Here is an 18,783-nt window from a genome sequence, read left to right as displayed (position 1 = left end):
GTGGTCGGTAGGATGCGCCGCCATGTCAGCTTCTCGCGGGTCTGCCCGCCAGCCCGCCATCCTCGCGTGTCTCCTCTTGCTGACATCGGGGTGTGCTTTCGTCGCACCCCGTTTTCCGCAGAACGTCCAGGCGTCGTTCGCCCGGGACGACATGCACAAGCTGACCACGCAGTCGATGGAGCTGTACTACCCGGCGCACCTGCGCGGGACGGCGCTGCGGGTGGCTGCCCGGATGGAAGGCTGCGTGGAGCGGCTGCGCACCGACGCGTGGAGCAAGGCCGAGCGCAAGCGGGTGCTCGTCTACCTGACGAGCGCGGACTTCAACAACGCGTACGTCCAGTCGGAGTTCGCCAGCACGCCGCAGCAGATGGTGCTGCCGCAGCACATGACGCTGGAGCAGTTCAACCTGCTGGGTCTGGGTGAGACGGACATCGGCGACGTGGCCTGTCACGAGTCCGTCCACTACGTGCAGATGCAGCAGGTGGGCGGGCTGTGGAACGTCCTGAACAAGGTCACGGGCGGCCTCTTCCAGCCCAACATCTTCACCGAGTCCTGGTTCCTGGAGGGCCTGGCGACCTACTACGAGGGCCGGCTGGGCAAGGAAACGGGACGTCCCTACAGCCCGGTGTGGCGCGGCTGGTGGGAGGGCGCGGTGCAGGCCCGCCGGGGCGAGCTCAACGCGGGCTACCTGTCCCCGGAGAACCGCGCGCTGGATCCGTTCGGCGGCAACTACCTGAGCGGTATGAACTTCGTGGAGTACCTGGCGAAGACCTACGGCGAGAAGCGCCTGTGGAAGCTGGTGGAGGAACAGGGCAACTCGCTGTTCCCGCCCATCGCGGTGACGCTGCGGTTCAAGCGGGTGTACGGCAAGGACATCGGCTCGCTGTTCAGCGAGTTCGAGCAGAGCCTCCAGCAGAACCTCCAGGTGCGCGAGCGCCCCGCCACGCAGCAGGTGCTCGTGCGGGATGCGGGCTACTTCTCGCGGCTCGTCGCGAACCCGGCCGACGGCAGCACGGCGCTGGTGAGCGTGGGCCGTGAAGAGATCACCCACCTCACCGTGCGCGAGCGCGACGGCCGCGTGCGCTTCAGCCGCGCGCTGGTGCAGCTGTTGCCGGGGCGCCGGTGGGTGGTGGCCAGCCCGTCGCTGGTTAGCGGCATGACGTTCAGCCGGGACGGACAGTGGCTGTACCTGGTCAGCGCGGACATCGACGCGGTGGGCAGCTACACGGGGAAGCTGTGGCGGGTGGACGCGCGCACGGGCGACGTGGTGCGGCTGTGGGACGACCTGGTGGGCATGGGCGGCGACGTGACGGCGGATGGCCGGTCCTACGTGTTCGTGGAGGTGAGCGGCGACGCGGCCAACCTCGTGCGGTTGGATCTGGAGAGCGGTCAGCGCGAGCGGCTGACGGACTTCAAGGCGCATACGGCCCTGGGCACGCCCGTGACGTCACCGGACGGGGAACGGTACGTGTTCCCCATGAACGGCGCGCACGGCTGGGACCTGGTGCTGCGCGAGCCGGAGGGTTCGCTGCGCTGGCTCACGCGGGATGGGCTGTTCAACTACTCGCCCCGGTGGCTGGACGACGACCATCTCGTCTTCCTGCGCGAGCACGAGGGCCGGCTCCAGGCGCACGTGATGACGGTGTCCACCCGGCGCATCGCCCGCGTGACCGACGCGCCGCTCCTGGTGATGGACGCGGCGCCCGTGGGCGGGGACGCCGTGGCCTTCCTCAACCGCGACGGCATCAACTTCACCGTGGACCGCGCGCCCCTCACGGATGCCCTGGCCGAGCTGAGCGCGACGCCCGAGATGCCGGCCGCGAGCGTCGCGACCGCCCCGGCACCCGAGCCAGCGCCCCCCCACACCGAGCCCCAGGGCACGGACGCGCAGGACGGCTTCGTCGCCTTCCCAGGCCAGCCCGCGCCCCCGATGGATGCCCCCACGCAGGCGGCTTCCGACATCGCCTCGGCACCGGTGGCGCCGCCGCCCCTGCCGGTGGATCCCGCCCATGACGTGGACGCGCCCGTGACGCCTCCAGCCGTCGTGGGCCGCCCGGTGGAAGTGCTGAAGGACGAGCCCTACTCGCCGCTCGAAGGCTTCTTCATCCCGAACTACCGCGTCCCCTACTTCTACACGGTCCCCAACGACGTCGACGACGAAGACCCGTACTTCGCGGGCGGCATCTCCATCGCGGGCCAGGACCGACTGGGCTTCCACGCCTACGCGCTCACGCTCACCTACGACATGAAGGAGAATCAGCCCGGCGTGTCGTTCGCGTACGGCAACGCGCAGCTGTCGCCCTTCTACATCCAGGTCTCCGCGTCACGCCTGCGCGAGAACGAGCGCACGGACCTGCAGGCCACCGCGTTCGCGTCCCGCACGTTCTGGACCACGCCCGTGAGCTTCGGCGTGCTCGCGCTCGACCGCCGCTTCGACGCCACGGAGCGCCGGCCGGCCATCACCACGCGCCTCATCGGACCGGAGGTCGCCGCGTCGTACTTCGCCGGCGAGGGCACGTCCTACGGCGGCACGCAGCGCGGCCTGGGCCTGTCCGTGAGCGGCGGCATCTTCCCGAAGGCCTTCACGCTCGACTCCACCGTGGGCGACGTGCGCCTGGGCGTGGACGGCTACCTGGGCGGCCTGCCCTTCACCGGCAAGGACAACCTCCAGCTCTCCGTGGCGGGCCGCGCCCTGCCCGGCGCGCCCACCGAGTTGCTGGAAGTCGGCGGCATCGTCGCGGGCCAGGCCTTCTTCCTCAACCGCGACAGCACCACGGACGGCGGCCTGCCGCTCCAGCTCCAGCCGGGCCTCGCCTTCAGCGAGTACCTGCGCGGCTACGAGGACCACACCTTCCGCGCGCGCAACGTGCTGCTCGCCAACGCGCGCTACCGCTACCGCTTCATCATCGACTATGGCTGGGCATCCACGCTGTGGGTGCTGCCGTCCCTCTTCATCAGCCAGGTGGAGCTGGACGGCTTCGGGTCCATCGCGCGCACGGACAACCGGGACAACCACGCGGCGGTGGGCGGCTCCGCCACGCTGCGGCTCTCCGTGGGCCAGGCCTACGCGCTCTCGTTCTTCTACCAGTACGCCCACCGCTTCGATGACGGCTTCGGCGACCTGCACCTCATCGGGATGACCTTCTAGCGAGGCCCGCGCAGGCCATAGAGGCCTTCCTCACGCGCCACCTGGAGCACCGCGGAGGGCACCAGCTCCGATGGCTCCAGGCCGCGCGCCAGCTGGTCGCGCACCTGCGTGGAGGACACCTCCGCCAGCGGCGGCCCCACCGTGTCCGGCGCAGGGTAGCCCGCGCGGTAGAGCACGATGACATGGGCCATCCGCTGGATGCGGTCGAAGTCCTTCCACTGCGGCAGGTCCCTCAGGATGTCGCTGCCGATGATCAACGAGAACCGCGTGTCCGGGTGGCGCTCCACCAGGTACGCCAGCGTGTCCACCGTGCGCCCGCCGCCGCCCAGCTCGCGCTCCACCAGGCTCGTCTGGAGCCAGCCGGACGTCTCGCGGCAGAGCGCCTCGCACATGCGCACGCGCGCGTCGAAGGGCTCCAGCTGCTTGCCGAACGGATGATGGAACGTGGGCATCAGCCAGACGGCATCCACGCCCTGCGTCGCATGGACGTAGGAGGCCGCCATCAGGTGGCCCACGTGCGGCGGGTTGAACGAGCCTCCGAGCAGCGCGACCTTCACGGCGGGCCTCTTATTTGACGGTGAGCTTCGTCGAGCGCGAATCGACCTGCAGCACCCGGGGCGGCAGCACCAGGTGTCCATCCAACCGGAACGCGGAGAAGCTCAGGTTGCGCTCCGCCTTCTCCAACAGGCCGCACGTCTGCTCCGCGGCCCCCACCAGCCGGCCCGGCGTCACGAAGTAGCGCGGGCCAATCTGCACCACCGCCGGCTCGGACTCCTTGCCGTGGATGAACACCTGCGCGTTGAGCAGGTCGTCCCGCACCATGTCGTTCTTGTCGTGCACCACGCAGCAGAGCGTGTCCCCCACCAGGTCCATGGCCTTGTTGGCCACGGTGGGGTCCCGGTACGCCAGCGAGTCGCGCTCCGGAACGCGCACGAAGCGCTCCATCACCAGCCGCCGGTCGTCCTCGGAGGCCAGGTCCGCGGGGGCCTCACGGGACGCGGGCGTGCGCCCGAGCCCGTCCTGGGGCGCCACCAGCCACTGCGTCACGTCCGCCAGGAAGTCCGCGTCCGAGTACTCGCGCCCGCCCCGGCTCTTCTTGCGGCGCCACAGCACCCACTCATCCAGGTCCGTGTAGCGCGCGCCGCAGAAGAGGAAGCGCCGGGCGCCCTTCGCGCGCAGCAGCTCGTAGGCCGCGTCGAAGGCGTCCAGGTCGCCATGCGTATCGGAGAAGACGCCAATCACGTGGAGGTCACCGCGAGGAAGCGTACAGCAGGGCGGGCTCGCGGCGCTTGCGGAAGGCCTCCGCCTGCGCCTCGAAGCCCTCCAGCATCCGGTCCAGGGACCACCCCTCCTCGATGCCGCGACGCACCTGGTCGGTGCCGCACAGCAGGTCGAACGCGGGCACGTCCTCCACGAACTCGTACGCGTCCGCCCGCCAGGCGAAGTGCCCCGGGCCAATGTCGTGCAGCGCCTGGGTGATGGCGATGCCCGTGCGCAGCGGCTGGTACGCCTTGCGGTCCGTGACGTGGATGAAGGCCCCGCTGCACGACTGGCCCGTGTACTTGTCGAACGTGGGGGTGAAGCCCACCGGACGGAAGGCCACGCCCGGCAGCCGCTCCTTGTCCAGCCGGGCCATCAGCTGATCCGTGTCCACCCACGGCGCGCCGAACTGCTCGAAGGGCCGGCAGGTGCCGCGGCCCTCGGACACGTTGGTGCCCTCCAGCTGGCACATGCCCGGGTACACCAGCGCCGTGTCCGCGGTGGGCATGTTGGGCGACGGCGGCAGGAACGGCAGGCCCGTGTCGCTCCAGTACATGTCGCGCGTCCAGCCCTCGCACGGCACCACCGTGAGGTCGCAGCCGAAGCCCTCCTGCGCGTTGAACAGCCGCGCCAGCTCCCCCGCCGTCATGCCGTGGCGGTTGGGCAGCGCGTACAGGCCCACGAAGGAGCGGAACTTCTCCCCCACCAGGTTGCCCTCCAGCGTCACCCCATCCAGCGGGTTGGGCCGGTCCAGCACGTAGAACGCCACGCGGGCCTGGGCCGCGGCCTTCATCGCCAGGGCCATGGTGTAGACGTAGGTGTAGTAGCGGCTGCCCACGTCCTGGATGTCGAACACCAGCGCGTCCAGCCCCTTCAGCCACTCCTGGCGCGGGGACAGCGACTCGAAGGTGGAGCCGTAGAGGCTGTGCACCGGGACGCCCGTCTTGCGGTCGCGCGCCTCGTCCACGGCCACCATGTACTGGGCTTCACCGCGGATGCCGTGCTCCGGCCCGAAGAGCGCCGCCAGCGTCACGCCGTCCGTGCCGGCCAGCAGATCCGCCAGGTGGCGGAAGCGCGAGTCCACGCTCGTGGGATTGACGATGGCGCCCACGCGCTTGCCCTTGAGCGCGGAGAACCCCTGCGCCGCCCACACATCCAGTCCCGTCTTCACCTTCGTCACGTTCGTTTGCCTCGTCCCGCGGATACGCGCGGGCGCAGGAAGGGTCAGTTCGCGGGGAGACGCTTGAGCGCGTCCGCCGCCGCCTGCTTCGAGTCACAGGTGCCCAGGCCGAGGAACCCACCGGATCCCCCTTCGTTCGGGCCACCGTCATCGGCCAGGGACTCCAGCGCCCCGCGCGCGGACTCCAGGCGCAGGCCGCCCACGGCCGTCGCCGCGCTGGAGCGCACGCTGCACTGCTCGTGCTTCAGGAGCGAGATGAGCCGGGACTCCGCGCGGCTGTTGTTGTCCTTGCGCACCGCCGCCGCGTAGTGGACCACCGCGGCGCCCATGTTGCCCTGGGCCTCCTCCAGCCGCCCGCTGAGGTAGGCGCGCTGGTCCGCCTCCTCCAGCTTGATGAGCCGCTTCGCCTCGTTCACGCGCGTGGCCTTCTCCGTGCTGGTGGCGCCCTCCACGTCGCGGATGGCCCGCATCGCGGGGCCGCCTCCGTTGACGAGCACCCATCCGCCCAGCAGAACCACCGTCAGCAGCCCCGCGCACACGCCCCACCCCGCCACCGTGGACGACACCTTCGTGGTGATGGCGGGCGGCAGCTTCGCGTACATGCGCGCCCAGAGCGCATCCGTCGCGGTGCGCGCCTGCTTGCCCAGCACCGTGGCCCGCTGCCCCACCGCCACCGCGCCCGCCGCCGCGCGCTGGCCCAGGTCCAGGTTCGCCTCCACGCGCGCCAGCGCCAGGTTGCCGTAGGGCGGCAGCAAGGCCGCCTCTTCCGGCGAGGGCAGCACCGCGTCCGGCGCCGCCGGCGCCAGCACCCGGTAGGGCGCGCGCGGCACGCGGAAGACGCGGATCTTCCCGGGGATGCCCTTCAGCTCGAACGCGCCCACCTCCTGCGACGGCACCTCCGCCTTGTTCATGGAGAGGTAGACGGCCTCCGTGAAGAAGACCTCGTCCGCGTCGGTGATGCCCTCCACCCGGGCCGCGATGTTCACCGGCTCGCCGAAGATGTCGTTGGCCTCCACCCGCACCTCGCCCACGTTCACGGCGACGCGCACGTGGATCTGCTCATCCTCCAGGAGCTGCCGGTTGTGGTGCCAGAGCCGGTCCTGGATGGCGATGCCGCTCAGCACCGCCTGGGTGGGGGACTCGAAGGTGACGAGGAACGCGTCGCCAATCGATTTGATGATGCGTCCACCGAACGCCTTGAACAGCGGCGCGAGCAACGCCTCATGCACCTGGAGCAGCCGCTGGTTCTCCTCCAGCGTCTGCCGACTGGTGCGTTCGGTGAAGCCCTTGATGTCGGTGAAGACGATGGCGAGGTTGGCGGTCTTCAAAGCGGGGGCAGTGTATGCAGCGCGTCGCGCGAAGCAATCGCCACGGACCGCGCCCCGCCGCTCGCTGTCAGCGCTTCGAAGGTTTGAGGGCCCGCATGTTGCGCTTCGCCGGCGCCGTCAGCTGCGCCCTCACCTTCGCTGCGAGCTGGGGCCTGTCCGTCCGCTCGTAGAAGGCCGCCAGGGTCCTCAGGACGCCCGGGTTGTCCGGCTGGGCGTCGCGCGCGGCCAGGAACTCCCGCTCCGCGTCCAGCGTGCGGCCCTGCTTCTCCAGCACTGACGCCAGCTGCATGCGCACCTGCACCCACGCGGGCCGGGACTTGGACAGGGGGCGGTAGTGCAGCTCTGACTTGAGCCAGTCCCCCGCCTGGGCCCAGAGGCCCGCGAGCCGGAACCTCGCGTCGTCATAGGACGGGCGCAGGGACACGGCCTTCTCATAGGCGCGGATGGCGTCGAAGGTGGCGCCCTGCTCCTCCAGCAGCTGCCCCTGGAGGAAGTACACGCGGGGGTTGTCCGGGGCCTCGCGCAGGGCCGCGTCCAGATGGGTCCGGGCGCGCTCCAGCTCCGGGGCGCTGCCTCCCTTGAGGAGCAGCCGCGCGGCCTCCAACCTGGGCAGCTCCCAGCGGGGCTGGTTAGTAATCAGCCGCTCCAGGGCAACGAGGGCTCCCGCGTCGTTGCCCGCGGTCTCCAACGCCAGCGCATCCGCAAGCGGACTGGGGGCCGGGGTTGCTTGCGCCGTCAGGACCGGAGAGGCCGGTGCGTCGGACGCGCCCGCAAGCAGCGCCGCCACGAGAACCCACATCATGGTTGGCAGATAGCAGGTCCCGGTGGGCCACCTCAATACTTCCCCTTGACGGACACCCGGCCTCGCATGAAACCCATGACTGTGCAGATTTCCCAAAGGACGTTGGAAGACCTTGGTTTCTCGGAAGTGCTCCGCGCGCTGACGCAGCGCTGCCGCACCGAGCCAGGGAGGGAGCGGGTGCTGGCCCGTCCATTCCTGGACACCGGGACGGAAGTGGCCGAAGCGCTGGCGCTCGTCGACGAGGCCCGCTTCCTCTCCCAGCAGCAGTTCTCCCTGCCCCTGGGCGGCGTGACGGACCTGCGCACCGCGGTGGGCCACGCGGAGAAGGGCGGCGTGCTGGAGCCCCGCCAGCTCATCGACGCGGCCCAGCTGCTCTTCGCCTTCGCCCGCACCCGCGAGGCCCTGGACGAGCGCAAGGAGCGCGTCCCCCGCCTGGTGGAGATCTCCAAGCGCCTGCCCTTCCTGGAGGCCATGGCGCGCCGGTTGGATCAGTGTTTCGAACCGGACGGAACCATCTCCGACCGCGCCAGCCCGGAGCTGAAGGAAGCGCGGGACCGCGCACGCGGCCTGCACCGGCGGATCAAGGCGCGCCTGGACGAGATGCTCCACGACCTGACCTTCACCGCCAAGCTGCGCGAGAACTACTACACGCTGCGCAACGGGCGGTACGTGGTGCCGGTGGTGTCGAACTACCGCGCGGAGGTGGACGGCATCGTCCACAACGCCAGCCAGACGGGGCAGACGCTCTTCATGGAGCCCCAGGCGATGGTGGGCCTGGGCAACGACCTGGCCATCGCGCAGTCGGAGGTCGCGGAGGAGGAGCTCAAGGTCCTCCAGGAGCTGAGCAGGCTCGTGGGCCGCGAGTCCTCGCGCATGCTGGAGGGCCTGGAGGCGGTGGCGGAGCTGGACGAGGTGGAGGCTATCGCCACCCTGTCCTCGGACCTGGACGCCACGACGCCCACCTTCGAGGGTGTGAAGGAGCTGCAGCTGCGCGGGCTGCGCCACCCGCGCCTGGTGCTCAAGGGCACGGAGGTGGTGTCCAACGACGTGACGCTCACCGAGAGCGCCCGGGCGCTGGTGGTCTCCGGCCCCAACGCGGGCGGCAAGACGGTGACGCTGACGGGCGTGGGGCTGTGCGCGCTGATGCTGCGCGCGGGCCTGCCCATCCCGGTGGGCGAAGGGTCGCGGATGCCGCTGTACCGCTCCGTGCACTCCACCGTGGGTGACACGCAGGACCTGTCGCAGGGCCTGTCGTCGTTCAGCGGCCACGTCACCCTGCTGCGGGACATCCTGGCTGCGGTGGCGACGGACTCGCTGGTGCTCATCGACGAGATCGCGTCGGACACGGATCCGCGCGAGGGCGCGGCCATCGCCATCGCGGTGCTGGAGGAGCTGTTGGGCAAGGGGGCGTACGTCCTGGTGACGACGCACCTGGAGGAACTCAAGGCGCTGGCGCACATGGATCCGCGCTTCCTCAACGCGCGAGTGGGCTTCGACTCCAAGCGGATGGCGCCCACGTTCCGGCTGCAGATGGGCGCGTCCGGTCAGTCTTCCGCCATCGACGTGGCGGCGCGGGTGGGCCTGCCCACCTCCGTGTGCGAGCGCGCGCGGGAGCTGTCGCTCAACGCGGGCGGCCCGCTCACCAAGGCGCTGGCGGCGGCGGAGGACGAGCGGCGCAAGCTCTCCGAGGAGCTGGAGAAGGCGCGCATCGCTGCGAAGGAGGCGGAGGCCCTCCGCGCGGACCTGGAGAAGCAGAAGGTCGCCTTCGAGCGCGAGCGCAAGGGCCGCATGATGCAGTTCAACGAGGACGTGCACGCGGCCAGCGAGCACGCCGCCCAGGAGGTCCGCGACCTCCTGACGAAGCTGCGCTCGGAGCAGAACGAGAAGGCGCTCTCCGAGGCGCGGATGCAGCTTCAGCAGCGCGCGGACGAGGCGCTGAAGCGCGCGACGGCGGCCAAGGCGGAGCTGTTCCAGGTGGAGGCCCCGGGGCCCGCGAACCTCAAGGTGGGCGCGTGGGTGCACCACTCCGGCCTGGGCCGGGACGTGGAGATCCTGGAGCTGACGGACGGCCAGGCGGTGGTGTCCGCGGGCGGCGCGCTGAAGATGCGCGTGCCCACGACGGAGCTGTCCGGGTCGCGAGGCAAGAAGCCGCAGCAGGCGAAGTTCCCGGAGCAGCGGAAGGGCGAAGCGGCCCTGAAGCGCGCGGCCTCCGCGGCGCCGTCGCAGGTGGACGCCACGAACTTCCGCTGCGACGTGCGCGGCATGCGCGCGGACGACGCGCTGGCGGAGCTGGAGACGTTCCTGGACCAGGGCCTGCGCAAGGGTGAGGAGGCCGCGCTCATCATCCACGGCCACGGCACCGGAGCGCTCAAGCAGGCCATCCGGGACCACCTGGCCGCGTCGCCCTACATCCGCATGTTCCGCCCCGGTGAGAGCCACGAGGGCGGCGACGGCGTCACCGTGGTGTCCCTGCGCGGCTGAAACACCGTGTGACAGGGAGTCGGGGTCTGGATGGCCCCGCTCCCTGCCCCGGGAAGTGTTCGCTACAGTGCGGCGCCATGTATCGGCTCTGCCTGTTGGGATGTGTGGTGTTCCTGGCCGCCTGTGGGGAGAAGGCCCCCGACGAAGGCGCCATCCGCGTGTCCGTGAAGTACGGCACCTTCAAGCCCGCGTGCGTGCGCGTGGAGGCGAAGGATGCGAACGGGCACCAGGAAGCCACGGACATCCTCTCCAGCCAGTTCAAGAACGCGGAGAAGAACGAGGTCCTGGTCGCGGTGCGCCGCAAGGCGGACTGGGACACGGCGCTGAACGTGACGGCGTCTTCGTACGCCTCCGCGACCGCCACCGGTTGTGACGGCCCCTTCGTGGAGCAGCACTCGAGCGCAGGGCCCCTCACCATCGTCGCCAGGAAGTTCACGAACTTCGAGGTGACGTTGAAGGCGACGGACGGAGATGGTGACGGTCATCTGGCGGGCGCCATGTGGGGCGAGCCCGCGGACTGCGATGACTCGAATCCGGCCGTTCATCCGGGCGCCGTGGAGACCTGTGACTCCACCGTGGACCTCAACTGCAACGCGCGGACGGGCTGCCAGGAGGCGAACTGCGGGGGCAATCCGTGCGACGACGGCAATGCCTGCACGACGGGGGACCACTGCGAGGGTTCGGGTCTGGAGGCGAAGTGCGTGCCCTCGCAGACGACGACGTGCACCCAGCCCACGGGCGTCTGCGACGCACGTCTGACGTGCAATCCCGCCTCCGGGCTCTGCGAAGCCGTGGAGTCCACGGTCGGCAAGACGTGTGACGACGGGAACCTCTGCACGGACGCGGACAAGTGCGGGGCCGACGGGAAGTGCGCCGGCACCGCGCGGACGTGCACCACCTCGGAGCAGTGCCTGGAGAGCGCGGGGACGTGCAATCCGGCCACCGGCCTGTGTGCCTTCACTCCGCGCCCGGACACGACCGCCTGTCAGGACCCGCTCGCGTGCACCACGCCGGACCGCTGCGATGGGAACGGGAACTGCGTGGGCACGCCCACACCCTGCACGCCGCAGACGTGCTACCGCGTCAAGCAGCAGTGCACGGCGAGCAACGAGTGCGAGTTCGAGCCCGACGTCAACGGGCTCTGCACGACCTCGGCTGGAGTTCCAGGCGTGTGCCAGGCGGATCTCACCTGCACCCCGTTCCCCTACCGGCCCTACAATTTCGATCCGAGCAGCATTGCTGCCGCGGACATCGGAGAGCTGCGGACCAATGCGAGCGTGACGTTCGACACCACCGATTCGAGCTGGACTCCCGCGGGAGCCATCACGACCGCGGGGACGCTCAAGATCATCTCGATTCCCCAGGCGGGCGGACCGTCGGCACTCCTCATTCCGGTGCGGGTCTTGGACCTGAAGGGGGATCTGACCATCAAGGGCCCCTCCCCCGTCATCCTGGCCGTGTATGGAGACGCGAACGTCAACCAGTCCATCCTGGCCACCGGCAACATCCCGAATGGGAATACGGAGTGCGGTGCGTCCAACGGCGTTGCCGGAACCTACTCGGGCACCACGGGGGGTGGCGGTGGCGGGGCGGGCAATGGAACCTCCGGCGCAAGCGGTGGCAAGACCAGCAACGGTGCGACGCAGGGCGGAGCAGGCATCAGCCGCCCCACCACGCCCGAGCCCCTTCTGGGCGGCTGCGCGGGAGGCAATGGTGGCGGCAATGCATCCGCCGCGGGTGGCAAGGGCGGAGCGGGAGGCGGCGCATTCCAACTCTCGGTGTCACGCACGCTGACCGTGTCCAAGAACATCTCGGCGAGCGGCAACGGCGGAGAAGGCGGCAAGGCCAGTGGCTCCGCCGGAGCTGGCGGCGGTGGAGGAGGAAGTGGCGGGCGCGTCGTCCTGGAGGCCTTCCAGATTCAGCTCACGTCCGCTGCACGAATCACCGCCAACGGAGGGGGTGGAGGAAAGGGAGGCTCCGACGCCAACAATGCAGGCGCGAATGGCACCAACGGCTCCCAGACGACGGCAACCCCCGCCGGTGGAGGCACCACGGGAAACACCACGGGCGGCGGGGGCGGCGCGGGCGGCGCGGGGATGACGGTGCCCGTCATGGGCAGCGATGGCACCCAGGATGGATTTGGAACACGCGGCGGTGGCGGTGGCGGGGGTGGCGCCGCGGGCTACATCCACCTGCGCAGCGTCCAATCTTGCGCCACCGACATTGGCGCCGTGGTCAGTCCTTCCAGTGGGTGCACGGCCCCCTGAGTCATCCTGACCTGTCCCTTGCCCTGAAACTCCAGGGAGGAAGGAACGGCAGGTACAGTGCAGGCCATGAATCGGCTCTGCCTGCTGGGATGTGTGCTGTTGCTGGCTGCCTGTCGGGAGAAGGCTCCCGACGAAGGCGCCATCCGCGTGTCCGTGAAGTACGGCTCCTTCAAGCCCGCGTGCGTGCGCGTGGAGGCGAAGGATGCGAACGGGCACCAGGAAGCCACGGACATCCTCTCCAGCCAGTTCAAGAACGCGGAGAAGAACGAGGTCCTGGTCGCGGTGCGCCGCAAGGCGGACTGGGACGCGACGCTGGACCTCACGGTGTCGTCGTACGCGGATACGGACGGCAACCGGTGCTCGGGCGAGGCGGTGGAGCGGTTCACGAACGCCGCGCTCACGATCGTCCCCAAGGAGTACACGCGCTTCGATGTGGCGCTGAAGGCGGTGGACGCTGACGGCGACGGCTCTCCTTCCGGCATCGAATGGGCAGGCATCTCCGACTGCGACGAAACGAAGGCGGACGTCCGCCCGGGCGCCGAGGAGAAGTGCGACACGACCATCGACTACGACTGTGATGGGAAGTTCGCGTGCGCGGATTCGGACTGCACGGAGAGGACGTGCACGGACGGCGACCTGTGCAACACGGGCAAGCGGTGCATCGGCGTGGGGGCGTCGGCGCAGTGCGGAGGTGGCACACCCAAGTGCACGCAGGCCACAGGCCAATGTCAGCCGACGGTGACGTGCGAGGCCTCCACGGGTGCGTGCATTGAAGAGAACGTGCAGGAGGGCGCGGCTTGCGAACCCGGGAACCCATGCATGACCGATGGCCGCTGTACGGCTGACAAGCAGTGCGTGGGGACCTTGAAGACGTGCACCACGCCGACGAGTCCCGCGTGCCAGGAGTCCACGGGCACCTGCAATCCGACCAGCGGCAGCTGTGAGTACGCCCCCAAGCCGGTCACCACCACCTGCGAGGACGGCAACGTCTGCCACGAACCGGGCTTCTGCGATGGCAATGGCACGTGCATCGGCACGGACACACCCTGCCCTCCCATGGAGTGCAAGGCCGCCGCGGGCTGCACGGCGAACAGTTCCTGCGTCTACGCAGGGGACCCGGCGCAGATCAACCTGCCCTGCAGCGACGACGACTCGGGAACGCCGCGCGTGTGCCGCGCGGATGGTCAATGCACCGCGTTCCCATACACGCCCAGCAACTTCGATCCGAACGGCAATTCTGGCGGTGAGCTTGGCGAACTGAGGACCACCGGAGCGGTGGTGTTCGACACGGACGCCCAGTCCTGGGCACCCTCGAACCTTGGGCCTGATACCAGTCAGCTCACCATCAAGACCGTGCCCCAGGGCGAAGGTGCCCCCGACACCCTGCTCATCCCGGTGCGGACCCTGGCCCTGGGCGGCGAGCTGCGCATCGTGGGCAGCCGTCCCGTCATCATTGCCGTGTATGGGGATGCGACGCTGAACCACGACATCCTGGCCAGCGGGCGCATCGTGAACGGCGTACCGGTTCCCGGAGCCGGCGGCAATCAGTCGTGCACGTCATCCCAGGGCAATGTGGGGACATACAGCGGAGGCCAGGGCGGAGGCGGTGGTGGCGCGGGTGGCGCGACGGCCGGAGCCAATGGCGGCAGGGGCCTCAACGCCAACGCCACGCAGGGCGCCGCAGGTTCCCAGCAGTCTTCAACCCCCACGCCTCTTCTCGGTGGGTGCCAGGGAGGCAATGGAGGAGGCACGGGCAGTGCGGACGGTGGACTGGGTGGTGCCGGTGGTGGCGCGATTCAGATCTCTGTCGCCAGGACGCTGACCATCGGGAAGGTCCTTTCCGTGAGCGGCGGTGGTGGCCTGGGCGGCAAGGCGAACAGTTCGAGTGGTGCGGCGGCGGGAGGTGGTGGCGGCGGGAGCGGCGGCAGCATCGTGCTGGAAGCCTTCCTGCTGAACCTGACGTCCGACGCGAGAATCACCGCCAATGGCGGCGGTGGTGGAGAGGGCGCCGGTGCCAGTGACGGAATGAATGGCGCGAATGGCCGCGAGGACGCCAACAGCAGCGCCAATGGTGGCGCGGATGGCACCGCCACGGGTGGAGATGGTGGCAAGGGTGGCGCCTCGAGCGTCCCCACTTCTGGCAACGACGGAGGAACGCTTCTGCTGGTGAACGGTGGTGGCGGCGGTGGCGGTGGCGCTGCGGGCTCCATCCACCTGCGCAGCGTCCGGGGCTGCACCCAGACATCCGGTCACGTGATCAGCCCCGCCGCCACGGGAGGCTGCGTACCTCTCTGATTCGCATCCCTCCTGGAATTCCAGCAAACTGAGGGCTAACGGGTACAGTGCGGCACCATGCGTCTGTTCTGTCTATTGACCTGCGTGGTGCTGCTCTCCGCCTGCCGCATGAAGGACCCCGCCGAGGGCGTCCTTCGCGTGACGGTGAAGTATCCCTCCTACAGGCCCCAGTGCCTGCGAGTGGAGGTCGGTGACGGAATCAACCAGGCGGGAACCGACCTTCCCTCCAGTCAGTTCAAGGATCCTGACGCGAAAGAGATCCAGGTCGCGATGGTCCGCAAGCCGGCGTGGGGCGAACGGCTGAACGTGAAGGTGTCTTCGTTCGCGGCCCTCAGCGGCAATCAATGCACGGGGGCGCCCGTGGAGGTTCACGAGGACCGCGCTTTGGATGCACCCGCCGGAAAGTCCATTGACTGGACCGTCACCCTGCGGGCGGTGGACGCGGATGGTGACGGCTTCGTCGCGAATGTTTCCGGCACGGAGTCGCCCGACTGCGATGACTCCCGAGCGGACGTTCACCCAGGCGCTCCGGAACAATGCGACACGAATGTCGACCATGACTGTGACGGTCACAAAGCGTGTGCGGACAGTGATTGCGCGGAGAAGACATGCACGGATGGGGACCCGTGCATGATGGACAAGCGATGCGTGGGGACTGGCTCCGCGGCGTCGTGCGCGGGTGGAACCCCGAAGAAGTGCGCTCAAATACCAGGACAATGCCAGCCCACGGTAACCTGCGAAGCCTCGACAGGTGCATGCATCGAAGGGATCGTGCAGGTAGGCGCGGCCTGTGACCCCGCGAACCTGTGCATGACGAATGGCCGGTGCACGGTCGAAAAACAGTGCGTGGGCGACGTGAAGACGTGCACCACGCCGTCGAACGCCCAGTGTCAGGAGTCCACGGGCACCTGCAACCCGACCAACGGCATCTGTGCGTACGCCCCCAAGCCGGTCACCACCTCCTGCGTGGACGGCGACCTCTGTCATGATCCGGGGTTCTGCGATGGCAATGGCACGTGCATCGGAAAGGACACGCCCTGCCCTCCCAGGGAGTGCAATGCGGCTGCGGGCTGCACGCGAAACGCCTCTTGCATCTACGCCGGGGATCCGGCGCAGCTCAACCTGCCCTGCAGCGACGACAACTCGGGAGCGCCGCGCGTGTGCACCGCGTCAGGCCAGTGTGTCGTTTTCCCATACACGCCCAGCAACTTCGACCCGAACGCCATTCCTGGCGGTGAAATTGGCGAACTGAGAACCACCGGAGCCGTGGTGTTCGATACGGACGCCCGGTCCTGGACGCCCTCGAACGTCGGCCCGGATACCAGTGCGTTCATCATCAAGACCGTGTCGCAGGGCGGAGGCGCACCCGAAATCCTGCTCATCCCCGTGCGGACCCTGTCCCTGGGTGGCGAGCTACGCATCGTAGGCAGTCGGCCGGTCATCCTCGCCGTGTATGGGGATGCGACGCTGAGCCACGACATCCTGGGCAGCGGGCGCATCGTGAATGGCGCACCGGTTCCTGGAACCGGAGGCAATCAGGCGTGCACCACGTCACAGGGCAAGAACGGGACGTACAACGGAGGTCAGGGCGGAGGCGGAGGTGGCGCGGGTGGCGCGACGGTCGGAGCCCATGGCGGCAGGGGCGTCAACGCCAACGCTACACGAGGCGACGCAGGCGCCCAGCAGACCTCCACCCTCACGCCACTTCTCGGAGGGTGCCCAGGGGGTACTGGAGGAGGCTCGGGCACCGCGCCCGGTGGACTGGGTGGTGCCGGAGGTGGCGCCTTCCAGCTCTCCGTCGCCAGGACGCTGACCGTGGACAGAGGCCTCTCCGTGAGCGGCGGCGGTGGCCTGGGCGGTACTGCGAACAGTTCGAATGGTGCTGCGGCGGGGGGCGGTGGCGGCGGGAGTGGGGGCCGCATCGTGCTGGAAGCATTCCAGGTGAGCCTGAAGCCGAACGCGCGACTCACCGCCAATGGTGGCGGTGGTGGAGAGGGCGGCGGCGCGGGTTCCGGTGCCGCTAATAACGGAGCAAATGGCTCGAGTGGCAGCGAGAACAGCGGCAGCAGCGCCAACGGCGGCGGCGGCGCTACCACCACGGGTGGCGACGGTGGCTCGGGTGGCACATTGAGCAACCCCTCCCCTGGCGAAAACGGAGCTACGGTGGTGCTTAGCGAAGGCGGTGGCGGAGGAGGCGGAGGCGCCGCGGGCTACATCCACCTGCGCAGTGTCCAGTCATGTGTCATCAGCGCCTCATCCGTGATCAGCCCCGCACCCACGGGTGGCTGCGCACCCCTCTGACCCGCCCGGACAGCAACCAGCCCAGCAACCCCCAGTGTGAAGTTTCACACACTTCATGTGAAATCACGTACAGTGTGTTTCGCCTGTCGCACGACGCGCGGGCGAAACACATCTCAGGGGGAATCACATCATATGAATGGCAATCAATTGCTGCGTCGCAGCGCGGTGGTGGGCTTTGGCTTCTTCGCGCTGATGGGCTGTGGGGGCCCGGATGCCGTGCTCCAGGAGCCGGAACTCGGCAACGTCGAGCAGGGCATCAACGTCGCCACCAACGGTAGCTTCGAGGACAACGCCATCGGCAATTTCAACTACGTGGTCCTCAACGCCGGTAGCACGGCGCTGCCGGGCTGGACCATCACCAGCGGCATCAAGGTGATGAAGAACACGTACAAGACGCCGCAGAACGGCGTGCAGTCCATCGACCTCAACGGCCTGGGCGCGGGCTCCCTGTACCAGGACGTGCCCACCGTCGTCGGCGGCGGCTACACGGTGACCTTCTACGTGTCCAACAGCCCCGCCTGCGCCACCGTGTCCCGGTCGGCCACCATCAACTACGGCCCGTCCAGCGCCAGCTTCTCCAACGCGTCCGCGTCCTGGAGCCTGCGCACCTACGTGTTCAACGCCACCAGCACCACGTCTCGCATCACGCTCACCAGCACCTCCGGTGGCGTCGGCTGTGGCCTGGCCATCGACAACCTCCAGGTGAACGGGCCGTGATGCACGCGGTCCGCTGATCCATGCGGGCTTTGGGCCGCCGCTCCCTTTTCGTGGGGCGGCGGCCCTTTTCTGTAGCGCCCTGTAGCGTCCAAAGAACGGACGTCCGCTGGAGAACCCAGGGGGTAGACGGCCCGGGCCTGACGACACAGATCGCGGATGCCGTGGTTCATCCCCCTCCCCCATCCCACCTCCTGCGCTCGTGTAGCGCCCGGCTTCCGGCCGGGTCCCTGCGATCAACGCGGGATCACCGGACCGGGGGACGACCCACGACATCGGGCAGGGACGGACGCCCGTAGCGGGCACCAGGGCACAGGGCCGGGCGCGCGGTGGCGTCCGGGCTGGGAGGCGTGGACGTGGCGGGTCTGGACTGGGTTCAGGTGGACGTGGGCTTCCCCATGAGCCTCGCGGTGATCGGCGCCGCGCGTGCCTTGGGCATGGAGCGGCGCGCGTTCCTGGGCGCCATGGTGGAGCTGCAGATATGGGCCGTGCAGGCCCTGCCCGAAGGGCGCTTCGTGTCCTTCGGACCGTCCGCGGACGCGTCCGGCGGACAGGCGTGGGACGCGTCCCTGGACGAAGCCGTGTGGATCGAGGCGCTGGAGTCCGCCGTCCGCTGGACGGGCACCCCCGGCGCCTTCTGGTCCGCCCTCCTCCAGGCCCGCCTCTTGATCCGTGAAGAGGACGGCGTGCGCCTCACCCTGTGCGATCGCTACGTCGGAGTGCTCGACAAGCGGAAGAAGGAGGCCGAGCGCAAACGAAGGGAACGGGCCGCCGCGAAGGGGCTCGAGGTGTCCGCCGGACGTCCTCGGGACACGTCCGGGACGTCCTCCCCCAGAAACAGAAGGGAGAAGGAGAAGAAGAGATCTTCATCTGCTGCTGCCGGCCTGGATGAACTGGAAACCGCGCCGGCCCACCTGGCCCCCGTGGCGCTCCTGCCCATCGAGGACACGCCCCCGGACGCGGAGCAGGACCCCATCCAGCTCTCCCTCCCCGGCACGCACCTGGTC

11 protein-coding genes and 2 pseudogenes are annotated in these 18,783 nt (G+C 69.2%); 8 read left to right on the top strand and 5 right to left on the bottom strand.

Annotation, left to right across the window (positions count from 1 at the left end; translation table 11 throughout):
• Positions 1-22 precede the first annotated feature (22 nt).
• Complete coding sequence (locus D7V80_RS22075; protein ID WP_120590026.1) at positions 23-3,148, top strand: hypothetical protein; 3,126 nt, start codon at positions 23-25, stop codon at positions 3,146-3,148.
• Here D7V80_RS22075 and nadD read toward each other — a convergent pair.
• The 5 genes from nadD to D7V80_RS22050 all read right to left on the bottom strand — a co-directional run bounded on the left by nadD (position 3,145) and on the right by D7V80_RS22050 (position 7,718).
• Entirely contained in the window at positions 3,145-3,705 is a 561-nt protein-coding gene (gene nadD, locus D7V80_RS22070) for a nicotinate (nicotinamide) nucleotide adenylyltransferase (protein ID WP_014396584.1), read from the bottom strand. The genes D7V80_RS22075 and nadD overlap by 4 nt on opposite strands.
• Positions 3,706-3,715: 10 nt before the next feature.
• Positions 3,716-4,390 (bottom strand): hypothetical protein, encoded by a 675-nt coding sequence (locus tag D7V80_RS22065; protein WP_120590024.1) that lies wholly within the window; start codon positions 4,388-4,390, stop codon positions 3,716-3,718.
• Positions 4,391-4,397: 7 nt separating this feature from the next.
• The gene (locus D7V80_RS22060) at positions 4,398-5,588 is read right to left on the bottom strand and encodes an exo-beta-N-acetylmuramidase NamZ domain-containing protein (RefSeq protein ID WP_014396582.1); all 1,191 of its coding nucleotides are present in this window, start codon (positions 5,586-5,588) and stop codon (positions 4,398-4,400) included.
• Positions 5,589-5,632: 44 nt separating this feature from the next.
• The gene (locus D7V80_RS22055; protein WP_120590023.1) at positions 5,633-6,916 is read right to left on the bottom strand and encodes an adenylate/guanylate cyclase domain-containing protein; all 1,284 of its coding nucleotides are present in this window, start codon (positions 6,914-6,916) and stop codon (positions 5,633-5,635) included.
• Between the two features lie 67 nt (positions 6,917-6,983).
• Positions 6,984-7,718 carry a tetratricopeptide repeat protein gene (locus D7V80_RS22050; RefSeq protein WP_120590022.1) on the bottom strand — a complete coding sequence of 245 codons (735 nt, stop codon included), beginning with the start codon at positions 7,716-7,718 and terminating at the stop codon, positions 6,984-6,986.
• 75 nt (positions 7,719-7,793) lie between these two features.
• On the opposite strand from D7V80_RS22050, the gene D7V80_RS22045 reads away from it, so the two are divergent.
• The 7 genes and pseudogenes from D7V80_RS22045 to D7V80_RS22020 form a co-directional block, all read left to right on the top strand.
• Positions 7,794-10,199 carry an endonuclease MutS2 gene (locus tag D7V80_RS22045; RefSeq protein ID WP_120590021.1) on the top strand — a complete coding sequence of 802 codons (2,406 nt, stop codon included), beginning with the start codon at positions 7,794-7,796 and terminating at the stop codon, positions 10,197-10,199.
• A gap of 77 nt (positions 10,200-10,276) precedes the next feature.
• Complete coding sequence (locus D7V80_RS43675; RefSeq protein WP_120590020.1) at positions 10,277-12,466, top strand: putative metal-binding motif-containing protein; 2,190 nt, start codon at positions 10,277-10,279, stop codon at positions 12,464-12,466.
• Positions 12,467-12,532: 66 nt separating this feature from the next.
• Positions 12,533-14,761 (top strand): putative metal-binding motif-containing protein, encoded by a 2,229-nt coding sequence (locus D7V80_RS22035; protein WP_120590039.1) that lies wholly within the window; start codon positions 12,533-12,535, stop codon positions 14,759-14,761.
• A 57-nt stretch (positions 14,762-14,818) separates the two neighbouring features.
• Positions 14,819-15,322, top strand: a pseudogene (locus tag D7V80_RS43965) (putative metal-binding motif-containing protein); the annotation flags it as partial.
• Positions 15,323-15,571: 249 nt separating this feature from the next.
• The gene (locus D7V80_RS22030) at positions 15,572-17,062 is read left to right on the top strand and encodes a hypothetical protein (protein ID WP_233585605.1); all 1,491 of its coding nucleotides are present in this window, start codon (positions 15,572-15,574) and stop codon (positions 17,060-17,062) included.
• 132 nt (positions 17,063-17,194) lie between these two features.
• A complete protein-coding gene (locus D7V80_RS22025) occupies positions 17,195-17,779 on the top strand; it encodes a DUF642 domain-containing protein (protein ID WP_120590018.1) in 585 nt (194 codons plus the stop codon).
• 353 nt (positions 17,780-18,132) lie between these two features.
• Positions 18,133-18,783, top strand: a pseudogene (locus D7V80_RS22020) (hypothetical protein); the annotation flags it as partial.

This window comes from Corallococcus sp. CA054B (assembly GCF_003611625.1).
Classification (GTDB): Bacteria; Myxococcota; Myxococcia; order Myxococcales; family Myxococcaceae; genus Corallococcus; species Corallococcus coralloides.
This window is presented reverse-complemented; position numbering and strand designations above follow the sequence as displayed.